The organism is Micromonospora pisi, from assembly GCF_003633685.1.
GTDB lineage: Bacteria > Actinomycetota > Actinomycetes > Mycobacteriales > Micromonosporaceae > Micromonospora_G > Micromonospora_G pisi.
Genome location: NZ_RBKT01000001.1, coordinates 8,177,194 through 8,186,347, shown reverse-complemented (window position 1 = coordinate 8,186,347; position 9,154 = coordinate 8,177,194). Strand labels below are relative to the sequence as shown.

Genomic DNA, 9,154 nt, shown 5'->3' with positions numbered 1-9,154 from the left:
GGCCGCGCAGCATGAGCAAGCTTCACTTCCACTCCCCCTTCGGTGAAGCCGCATTGAATGGCAGCGAACACGCCCACTTCGGTGCACTGTGCACCGACATGGTCATCGCCATGCTTGGGCTCGGCAGCCCCATCGCGGTGAAGCGGATCGCCAAACTCCTGTCACCCGCCGTGGGCCAGGTCCCGCCCGCCCACCAGTACCAGGGGTGGCGACGGGGCGTCGAGACGTCGCTCGTCGTCGGCGACGACCCGTTCCACTGGCGTGGACACCCGATCGCGTCGAAGCCACTGCTGTTCAACACCGCCCTTGCCCTCGGGAACGACCCAATCCGGTTGGCCGCCCGCCTGTACTACCAGTGCGAGATTCACGCCTGGGTCGACGGGCCGAACCGGGCGTGGCTGGCCGACATCATGCAGGACGGGCTCAACCGGTCGGTCTTCCGGGACGGGTTCTGGTTCAACGACGGACCGGACGGGCCTCGCCGGTGGTCGGACCAGGGCTGGACGCAGGTGATCGAGCTGCTACGGGCGCGCGATGACGAGCCGGTGGTTACGTCGTATTCGGTGGAGGATCAGTTCCCGAACCGGAAGGCCGCCAGGTGGGAGCCGGTCATCAAACCGGACTGGCGACCGGACTGGGCGTACGGGGACGGGGCCAACGAGTGGGCGGACATGACGGCCGCGGGGCAGGAGGACTACCGGGATCAGCACGTCGAGGAGCTGTGGTCCGAGATCCCGACCGCCCGGCGGTGGGAGCTGGGCATGGCCGGTTTGCGGGGCAACCCAGGCCGTCTGGAGTTGACCCCGGACGACTGGGATGGGTTCGTGTTCGGGCACGGCCTGTCCGTGTTCGACCTGCTCGCCCACGACCGGGATGCCCGGTTGGAGGAGGCGTTCGCCCGGTGATGCACGAAGGCCCCGCACGGGGCGGGGCCTAAGGCGGGTGCGGGAGCCCGTAGGCGTCCTGCACTGGCGACCCTAAAGTCACCTGGGCAACCGAACTGCGACGCGCCGTTACTCCTTCGTGCAGGTCAGGACGATGAGCGTGTCCGCCGCCACCTTCGCGCCCGCCTTCGTTGACTGCTTCGTGACCGTCCAGTTCGTCAGCAGGATCACGACGGTGTCGTTCTTGTCCTGCGACCCGAAGCTGATGTTCGTAAACCCGAGCTTCCGCAGCTCGTCGTCGGCGACGGCCGCGTTTTTCCCCACCAGGGTCGGCACCGTCAGGGTTTTCGGGGCGGCGGTCTTGGCCGGCGCGGCGCTACTCGGTGCCGCCACTGTGGGGCTGGTCACCGGCTCGACCGTCGGAACCACCTGGGGTGCCGCCGCGGTCGCCGCGGGCGCGGCCGGCGGCCGGCTTGCGGGTGTCGACGTCGCCAGCGGTTGGGCCGCTGGGTCAACGGGATCTTCCCCGAGAGCGGCGACGATCCCGACGGCGCCTCCGCAGAGGATCAGGACGCCGGCCACGCCGAAGACGATCAGGGCGGTTCGGCTGGTCTGCTGCTGCGGGCCGTGAGCGTGTGGTTGAGGCATGGTCACGTGGCGAAGTGTGATGGGCGTCGTTGATCGTTTGCACTGCCTGATCGGGTTGCGGGCTGTCGGTGATCCGACCCCCGGCGATGGCCTTTTGCCATCAAGCCATGGCAACCCGGTAGCAAGCGGATAGCAAACCCATGGCAAATTGCCATCCGGTCCCCCGCTGGAAGCGCGCCGCGGACGGGTTACGCCTCGAACGGGTTCCGGCCCATCGCCTCGGTGAACGCCCCGGCGAGGTCGATGGGTTCTCCGAATTCGAGGTGTGCGGCGATGCGTTCGATCAGGGTGGATTCGATCTTCGTTAGTTCGTCTACCGAGAGCACGGCGACGCGTTCCCCACCTTCGGTGAGAAATGACAGGCTGGCGAGGCCGGTGGCGGGGCTGGCGGTGACGGTGATCGGGCCGAATTTCCGGGTGAGCCCTTCGCTGTCGCTCATCGGGTCACCGTACGGGACAACCCGGGCTGGAGTGGGCTGACTGGCCCCGGCGCCTCGAAACGGTCGGTGACCCCCGGTACACTCAACGGCAGATCGGGTCACGGGAAGCACACGAACCAGGGGTAGTTCCCAGCCCTTAACCCTGGCGTACCGAACGTACTGCCCGGCGCCTTGCCTGCGGACAATCCCCGCAGGGCCAACGCCGGGCGGGCTACTAGGGAAAACTCAGCGCGGTTGGGCCGTCCGATCGGCAGGTCGCATCGTCCGTGCGGGTGTGACCGAAGTGGAAGCGCGGCTATGCGACATTGCGGCCCCGGCGCTGGGGGGAGAATCCCCGGCGGTTACCGGGGCCGCCGTACGTTCGGGGGTGGTTGACGTGGCTCGGATGCCGGGTCGTGCGTCGCCGCCGTGGTGCCCGATCTGCCGGAAGCCGCCGGGACCGGACTGCCCGGTGCGATCCCACTCGCCCCGCCAGGTGCGCCGGCGGCTGAAGCGGGCCCTGGCCCGAGAGGCGGCTAGCGAAACTCGGTAGATGTGATTGCCGCGAGCCTGGTCATGCCGTAGCTTGGTAGATATCCCTGCCGCCGAGCTACTTGGAGGCCAACCGGCATGACCGACACCAACGAACGCTGGCACCTCCAAAAGGTCGTCAGCGAGCGCGGGTTCTCCTACCTGCCCAACATTCCGTCCGAGTACGGCGGCCACGTGTCCGTGTCCGAGCCGTCCGCCGCGATCGGCCCGCACGTCTGGCTGCGCGCGACCGCGCCGACCGACCTCAACGACCCGAACGGGCCGACCCACGAGGCGCCGATGCACCTCACGGCCGACAACGCGGTCAGGGTCGCGGAGCAACTGCTGATGACGGTTCGCGAGCACTACCAGGCCGATGAGCCGTCGACCAGGGTTGACCGTGTCACCATCGAACGCCCGAATGACGAGGCCATCGAGGTCTGGGTGGACGGCGCGCTGGTGGCGTCCGCCAACTACGACGAGCACGGCTGGTCCGGCATGGAGGCGGTCGAGAAGACCGCGCTGGCTGTGACCCGGGCGCTGGCGAACGGTGGCACCGGTGAGTAGTCCGCTGCTGCCGGGTGACCGGCTGATGACCCCCGGCGAGGTCGCCGCGCTGATGAGGGTTGACCCGAAGACCGTGACCCGGTGGGCTGCTGCCGGCCGGATCGGGTCGATCCGCACGCCGGGTGGGCACCGCCGGTTCCGTGAGTCCGAGGTCCGGGCGCTGCTGAAAGGGGGCGGGGCGTGATGAACCAAATCGAGCCCATCCGGATTGACGCCGAGCCCCGCCCGGCGGTCTGGCGTTCCCCAAGCATCAACTCCGCGTGCCCGAACCCCGACGCCGACCCCTCGCAGGTGGTGGTCGAGGCGTGGCAGAACTTCATGGGCCCCGAAGCCGAGTACCGGGAACGCATGGGTGCCATGGCGGGCCCGGCTCACACCCGGATCGTCATGGAACACTCGTGCGGCTGGACCGTGTCGTTGCCGCCCGGACCGCTGTCGTGGTCCTACCTGGCTGATGCGATCACCGAGCACTTTCCAGATGCAGACAACCCGACCGGTGAGATAGCGGACACGGACGCCAAGCCGGCGTTACCCACGCTCGGCCGCAGCGTCGGCACTGCGTCCATCACTCTGCCCGCGGTCACCGGCCCGGGACCCGAGGCGTCCGGCGAGTGCCCGAAGTGCGGCAAACTGCACCACCCGTGGTGTCCGCCGTACGACAAACCTACGGACGAACCGACCCCCGAGGTAGTCACCTACCACGTCACCCGAGGCCCCGGCCCCGGGCGCCTCGAAGCCGAGCCCGGCCCCGAGGTCACCGAGGTCTGGGACTGCGACGGCGACCAGTGGAAGCGGGTCACGGCGGGCTGGATTCCGAGGTCGTGGCACGGCCTTCCGCTCAACGATGACTTCGGCTACCCATCGGCGTGGCGGGAACTGGTCCAGCACTTCGGCCCGATCACCACCCGGCGGCCGGCATGACAACCGACGACATCGAGACCGCAACCGCAGCCCTGCGGGACCTGCTGGCCGAGACCGAGGCCACCCGCCGGCACGGGATCTCTCTCGACGGGTACCGCAGCCCAGCTACCCGCGCCGTATGCGACGCCGTAGCGGACGCCATGCTGCCCCTGTTCACCGCCGACTGGCACTACGGCGTCGTGTGGGACCCGGCCAAGCCGGGCGAGATCTTCGAGTGCGACGACCAGGAGCACGCACGCGATTGGAAGCGCGATCTCCACGGATCCGGCCCAGTCGTGCGGATGCTCGCCGTTCGCCTTGGCGGCCAGACGTGGCAGCCGGTTCCAGAGGAGCCCGACCATGGCTGACCGCGACTACCCGAAAGCGTGGGTGGAGGCGGTAGCCCGAGCCCTGCACCACCGCATCGCGACGGCGAGTATGTCGCACCGGCCGGTTGAGGATCAGGACCGGCACGCCGACGACGACTGGCACGGGCGGGGCTACTCCCGCAGAGGTGAGGGCGACCGGGAACTGTTCCGCGCGGACGCACGGCAGGTGCTTGCAGCGTTCGACGCCGCGGGCGGGCTGTCGGCGCCCATTGCCGCCGCCCACCCCAACGTGAACGCGTTGCAGGACGAGTTGGCGGACCTGCGGGAGCGCTTCGCTGCCCTCGCCGCCATCGAGGAGTACATCGGCGAGTCCTGCAACAACGCCTCCCACAACATCAAGGAAGTGCTGACGGGCGACGATCCACGGCCCGACGCGGACCGGTGGGGCCTCGAATACGAGCGGCGGTCGGTGTCGTGAACGGGACGGAGCACCACCGCGAGGCCGATCGGCTTATCGCGGTCAACGCCCTCTACGAGGGTCCGACAAGCGGGAACATCGCGCTCGCCCAGGTCCACGCCATCCTGGCGCTTACCGCCCCGGTGGGGAGTGCTGGTGTTCCACTGCTCGCCGACGCCAAGCACACCGAGCAGTGGTCAGTACGGAAGTCGTCCGCCGCTGACGGTGAGGGCGTGTCGCTGCCGTACAACGGTCGCAACGAAGCAGAGAACGACCGCGTTCGGTTCTTGGCCGCCTGCACCTACCCGGTGACCGCGCAGCTCGTTCGCCGTGATGTGTACCGGTGGCCGGACGGCGCCGTGTTCGTGACGGCCTGGGAGCCGGAGGCGACACCGTGACGTACATGATCGTCTGGCGGCCGGTCAGCGGAGGGCTCGACTACACACGCGACGACCAGACCGTTTCTCTCGACGGGCTCGGCCCGCGCATCGCCAAACTGCAAGAACTGCACCCCGGCAGCTACTTCCTGGCCGTCACCGGCGACCGACTGGAATGGGCGCACACCCTGCCTACCGGTCGCAGCCGCGCCGCGGCCGGCACCACCGCCCTGCGCGTCCAGATCCTCGCGAGGCTCGACGGTTGGGCCAACAGTGACGACCCGGACGACTGGGTCGAAGCCAATCAGTGCATGTACGACGCCCTCCGCGCCGTCGTCGCCGGCCCCGACTGGACAGAGCACCTGCCGCAGCCGTGGGCAAACGAGACGATCGCGCGGGCTCTCAGAATCAAAGGTGAACCCCATGAATGATCGACCCATCCCCACCGTTGCTGACGCTGACCGGCTTGCTGAGGCCGCCCACCGGGGCCAGGTCGACAAGGCCGGTAACCCGTACATCGACCACCCGCGCGCCGTCGCCAAGGAGCTGTACGTCCACGGCGACAACGCCGTCATGGCCGGACTGCTTCACGACGTTGTCGAGGACACGAACATCACCCTCGATGACCTTCGCGTCGCCGGCTACCCGGAGGAAGTCGTGGCCGCCGTCGACTCGGTGACCCGACGCCCGGACGAGCCGTACATGGACCTGATCCGCCGGGCCGCCGCGAACCCGCTCGGTCGGCTGATCAAGCTCGCCGACAACAGGCACAACAGCGACCCGGAACGCCTGGCCCTGCTTGACCCGGAGCAGGCGGCGTGGTTCCGGCAGAAGTACGCCAAGGCGCGGCTGGTGCTGCTGGCCGGCGAGGCAACACCATGACCGAGAGCAGGCCCTTCCACCTCGGCGACATCCTCAGCGTCGCCACCGGCATCATGTGCAGTCCGAACGGCATGGACGGCATCTACAACCTGTGCGCCTGGATGACCGGCGACACCCCAATGACTCACCAGCTCCCCCGGTTCGGCAGCGAGTGCCAGCCGGCGATCTACGAGCAGCACCCCGACCTTCGGGCCATCGTGATGCCGCAGCTCACCAGCGAGGCTGACTGGCGGGCATGGCTGTCCCAGATGGTCGCCCAGTACGGCGAGTTCCGGGACATCACCCCGATGCCCGAGGTGGACCACACCCCGATCGGGCCGCTCACCGAATTCGTGATGCGCAGGGCCGCCCTCCGCAACCAGCCGGGAGGCACACCGTGAGCTACCTGCCGCTTCGGGACCGGTTCGGGTTCGACGAGCCCACCACCGCCCTGATCGAGGCGTACGGGGAACAACTCGAAACCGAGGCCCTGCCACCGTTTCACGCCGACGCCTGCGGCTGCCAGGAAGGCAACACCGACCCGGCGAAGTGCATCACCGCCACCGGGGCGGGGCTGGCCCGCATCTTCGTCGAGGAGGTGCTGGGCGCCCTCATCCACGGCCGGGTCCTGCCGGTTGACGCGCTGAACGCCACGGTGCCGGCCGGTCTCGACGCCCGGCCCGCCACCCGTTACCACCTGCACTGCTCCCACTGCCACCAGGTCCACCGGGACCCTGACTACCGCGAACCCACCACCTGGCCGGCGGAGGCCCTGACCAAGCTCGGCGACTACGAAATCGACGGCTGGGAGACCGATGTCGACGGCCGCGCTCTGGTGTGCGAGGACTGCCAGACCGGGTGGTGTGAGGGCTGCGGCGACGCGGTGTACGTGTGGCAGAACCCAATCGAAGACGCCCTGGACGTGTGGCACCCGGACTGCGCCGACAAGCCGTGCGAAACCTGCAACGGCACGGGCGTGGTGGACGACTTCGACCCGCTCGTTGGTGTCGATCTGTCGTGGCCGTGCCGGGACTGCAAGCAGACCGGTAAGCAGGTCCCGAGCGGGGCGCTTCCGTGACCGTCCCTCGTTGGTACCCGATTCGCACCCAGTCCCGGTGGAGCCCGCCCGAACCTGGTCGACTCATCGCCCATGACCACGCCGTGTGGCAGGTTGAGAAGGTCACCGACCTGCCCCTGTCTGCTGCCGACCGGGAGATCTGGTTGGACGCCGGAATGCCAGACCTTCCCGCGTGGAAGGGCCGCCCGTACCGGGTTGACGTCCAGCACATTGCCGGTGCGCGACCCGATTGGGCTCCCGCCCAGCCCGCGCCGGTCCCGGCCGCCCACATGGACGTTCCCGCCCAGAAATGGCAGCGGATCGGTTGGGAGGTATACCCATCAAGCGGCCGGTGGCCATCCTGTTCGTGCTGCGGGGAACCGATGCCGTGCCGGGCCGAATTGGAGGACCGGGAGGTCACCGCCCGGCTCGCCGAGGTGGAGGTGTTCGCCACCCGCCTACCCGGCTGCTGCTGGTCGTGCGGGGAGCCGATCAGCTCCCGGCAACGGGCCGTCGACTACCCCGGCGACAACCTCGATTTGCCCGGCGGTCCCGAGGCCCGGTTCCACACCCGGGAAACGTGCTCGGGTGACGCGAAGCGGTACGAGCTGCGGTGGATCGCCGTCGACCCCCGCCGGGAGCGGATCCTGACGTACCCGAAATGCGGGGGCATCCTGGTCGTGCACGGCGACGGGAGCAGCGAATGCCGATCCGGCCCTGGCCTTGCCGGCGACCACGAGAGCGAACCCGATTGCCGGGGGCACCTGACCCACGACCACGGCGCTCATGCGGCCTGCTACGTCGGAGACGCCTACCTGGCCCGGCCGGAGGATATGCCCGGCTGCCCTCGCGGATGCTCCCGGCAGGGTCACCCGGGAGCGACCGGGTATCGGCGGCCCGAGCGGCGGCCGGCGGCGGGCGGGGCGGCGACCCTGTGACCACCGCCCCGCACCGGTCACAGCCCGGCGACCGCTGTTTCGATCTTCTTGGCGTCGGACGGCTTGACCTTGCCGGTGACCCGCACCAGTACGGTGCCGCCACCGGCCCGGTAGTGGTACTCGGTGCCCATGATCGGCAGGCTCTGGAGGGTGTCCTGAATGAACTTCGACCGGGTGTCCGCCCCCGCCGTGTCCGCGAACTGCTCGATCACCAACCCGCGGTCGATCCCGAACTTGTCACCCTCCGGGTCACCACCGGGCAGGTCAGCCGCGGCCCGGGACTGGTAGCCGTTGGGCCGGCCGAGGAGGTCGTTCGGGTCGGTGTTCTCGTCCTGAACGGTGCCGGCCGTGAGCCCAACCTTCGCCGCAGTGAGCTTGTCGAGCACCGTCTTCGCGTCAACCGTGGCAGCCGCCGGCGCGGTGGTCGGGGCGGGGGCCGCCGGTCCAACGGCGGTGACCTGAGGGGTGCTCGGCTGGGTGGTGTCGTCTCCCCCGCAACCGGTGAGGGCAAGGGCCACGGCCAGGGCGGGCACGGCAAGGATGTGGGAACGAATGCGCATCGGAGCAGTGTGCAACCAGGCGGCCACCGGTGGCATGGTCCACACGGGCGGGGTGATGTCGGCATGACGACATCCGGGACGTGGACAGCGTGACGAACCCGGCCCCGACGAGCACCAACGAGAACCCGCTTCCCTGCCCGGTTGCATCCCCCGACGGGCTGCCGTGCCGCAAACCCATCCCGAAGGGGTGGACCGCCGACGAAGGCCACGCCGGTGGGCACTTCTGGATGTCCGACGCGGCGTTCGCGATCGTCGCTGGCGGCCACTTCGACGCCTCGGCCGCCCTGGCCGGTGTTCCCTTCACCGGGCACCTTCCGGAGGACTGCCCCGGCGGCACCTGCCCGAACTCGCCTGACCGGAGGACATGACCGTGCCACTCTGGGCGTTCACCGTGATGATCGTGGTCTGCCTCGTGTCGTTCGGCGCAATCATCTTCGCCGCGATCGGCATCGCCGACGAGCTTTTCCCGGCCCCGTCGGTACCGCCGCCAAAGCAGCCGTCAACCGAACTGCGCGCAATCCCCGGGGCAACCCAGGCGGACGTGTACTGGCTCAACCAACACCTCGAACTCGCTGGCGACACCCGAACGCGGTATGTGCAAGCCGCGCCAGCACGAAAGGACTGAC

Annotated in this window: 17 protein-coding genes; 14 read left to right on the top strand and 3 right to left on the bottom strand. The window is 69.1% G+C overall.

Annotation, left to right across the window (positions count from 1 at the left end; all coding sequences use genetic code 11):
• Positions 1-11 precede the first annotated feature (11 nt).
• The gene (locus BDK92_RS35410) at positions 12-905 is read left to right on the top strand and encodes a hypothetical protein (RefSeq protein ID WP_121160635.1); all 894 of its coding nucleotides are present in this window, start codon (positions 12-14) and stop codon (positions 903-905) included.
• A gap of 108 nt (positions 906-1,013) precedes the next feature.
• Here the strand turns inward: BDK92_RS35410 and BDK92_RS35405 are convergent, their stop codons facing one another.
• Both BDK92_RS35405 and BDK92_RS35400 read right to left on the bottom strand, forming a co-directional pair.
• Complete coding sequence (locus tag BDK92_RS35405) at positions 1,014-1,532, bottom strand: PASTA domain-containing protein (RefSeq protein WP_246017611.1); 519 nt, start codon at positions 1,530-1,532, stop codon at positions 1,014-1,016.
• Positions 1,533-1,720: 188 nt separating this feature from the next.
• Positions 1,721-1,972 carry a hypothetical protein gene (locus BDK92_RS35400; RefSeq protein WP_121160633.1) on the bottom strand — a complete coding sequence of 84 codons (252 nt, stop codon included), beginning with the start codon at positions 1,970-1,972 and terminating at the stop codon, positions 1,721-1,723.
• A gap of 609 nt (positions 1,973-2,581) precedes the next feature.
• On the opposite strand from BDK92_RS35400, the gene BDK92_RS40645 reads away from it, so the two are divergent.
• The 11 genes from BDK92_RS40645 to BDK92_RS35345 all read left to right on the top strand — a co-directional run bounded on the left by BDK92_RS40645 (position 2,582) and on the right by BDK92_RS35345 (position 7,968).
• Positions 2,582-3,049, top strand: a complete 468-nt coding sequence (locus tag BDK92_RS40645; RefSeq protein ID WP_246017423.1) for a hypothetical protein — start codon at positions 2,582-2,584, stop codon at positions 3,047-3,049.
• A gap of 25 nt (positions 3,050-3,074) precedes the next feature.
• Positions 3,075-3,233 carry a BldC family transcriptional regulator gene (locus tag BDK92_RS35390; protein ID WP_121162862.1) on the top strand — a complete coding sequence of 53 codons (159 nt, stop codon included), beginning with the start codon at positions 3,075-3,077 and terminating at the stop codon, positions 3,231-3,233.
• A complete protein-coding gene (locus tag BDK92_RS35385; RefSeq protein ID WP_121160632.1) occupies positions 3,233-3,970 on the top strand; it encodes a hypothetical protein in 738 nt (245 codons plus the stop codon). Before BDK92_RS35390 ends, BDK92_RS35385 begins: the two co-directional genes overlap by 1 nt.
• Positions 3,967-4,317, top strand: a complete 351-nt coding sequence (locus BDK92_RS35380; protein ID WP_121160631.1) for a hypothetical protein — start codon at positions 3,967-3,969, stop codon at positions 4,315-4,317. Before BDK92_RS35385 ends, BDK92_RS35380 begins: the two co-directional genes overlap by 4 nt.
• A complete protein-coding gene (locus tag BDK92_RS35375) occupies positions 4,310-4,756 on the top strand; it encodes a hypothetical protein (protein WP_121160630.1) in 447 nt (148 codons plus the stop codon). Before BDK92_RS35380 ends, BDK92_RS35375 begins: the two co-directional genes overlap by 8 nt.
• Positions 4,753-5,133, top strand: a complete 381-nt coding sequence (locus BDK92_RS35370; RefSeq protein WP_121160629.1) for a hypothetical protein — start codon at positions 4,753-4,755, stop codon at positions 5,131-5,133. Before BDK92_RS35375 ends, BDK92_RS35370 begins: the two co-directional genes overlap by 4 nt.
• A complete protein-coding gene (locus BDK92_RS35365; protein ID WP_121160628.1) occupies positions 5,130-5,543 on the top strand; it encodes a hypothetical protein in 414 nt (137 codons plus the stop codon). Before BDK92_RS35370 ends, BDK92_RS35365 begins: the two co-directional genes overlap by 4 nt.
• Positions 5,536-5,994: an HD domain-containing protein gene (locus BDK92_RS35360; RefSeq protein ID WP_121160627.1), complete on the top strand. Its 459-nt coding sequence runs from the start codon at positions 5,536-5,538 to the stop codon at positions 5,992-5,994. Before BDK92_RS35365 ends, BDK92_RS35360 begins: the two co-directional genes overlap by 8 nt.
• Positions 5,991-6,374: a DUF7736 domain-containing protein gene (locus BDK92_RS35355; protein ID WP_121160626.1), complete on the top strand. Its 384-nt coding sequence runs from the start codon at positions 5,991-5,993 to the stop codon at positions 6,372-6,374. Before BDK92_RS35360 ends, BDK92_RS35355 begins: the two co-directional genes overlap by 4 nt.
• Positions 6,371-7,051 carry a hypothetical protein gene (locus tag BDK92_RS35350; RefSeq protein ID WP_121160625.1) on the top strand — a complete coding sequence of 227 codons (681 nt, stop codon included), beginning with the start codon at positions 6,371-6,373 and terminating at the stop codon, positions 7,049-7,051. Before BDK92_RS35355 ends, BDK92_RS35350 begins: the two co-directional genes overlap by 4 nt.
• Positions 7,052-7,413: 362 nt before the next feature.
• Positions 7,414-7,968, top strand: coding sequence for a hypothetical protein (locus BDK92_RS35345; RefSeq protein WP_147457223.1), 555 nt, complete (start codon positions 7,414-7,416; stop codon positions 7,966-7,968).
• A 17-nt stretch (positions 7,969-7,985) separates the two neighbouring features.
• Here the strand turns inward: BDK92_RS35345 and BDK92_RS35340 are convergent, their stop codons facing one another.
• The gene (locus BDK92_RS35340) at positions 7,986-8,528 is read right to left on the bottom strand and encodes a hypothetical protein (protein ID WP_147457222.1); all 543 of its coding nucleotides are present in this window, start codon (positions 8,526-8,528) and stop codon (positions 7,986-7,988) included.
• Between the two features lie 89 nt (positions 8,529-8,617).
• On the opposite strand from BDK92_RS35340, the gene BDK92_RS35335 reads away from it, so the two are divergent.
• Both BDK92_RS35335 and BDK92_RS35330 read left to right on the top strand, forming a co-directional pair.
• The gene (locus BDK92_RS35335) at positions 8,618-8,896 is read left to right on the top strand and encodes a hypothetical protein (protein ID WP_147457221.1); all 279 of its coding nucleotides are present in this window, start codon (positions 8,618-8,620) and stop codon (positions 8,894-8,896) included.
• The gene (locus BDK92_RS35330; RefSeq protein WP_121160621.1) at positions 8,893-9,153 is read left to right on the top strand and encodes a hypothetical protein; all 261 of its coding nucleotides are present in this window, start codon (positions 8,893-8,895) and stop codon (positions 9,151-9,153) included. The genes BDK92_RS35335 and BDK92_RS35330 overlap by 4 nt, the downstream gene beginning before the upstream one ends.
• Position 9,154: the final 1 nt, after the last annotated feature.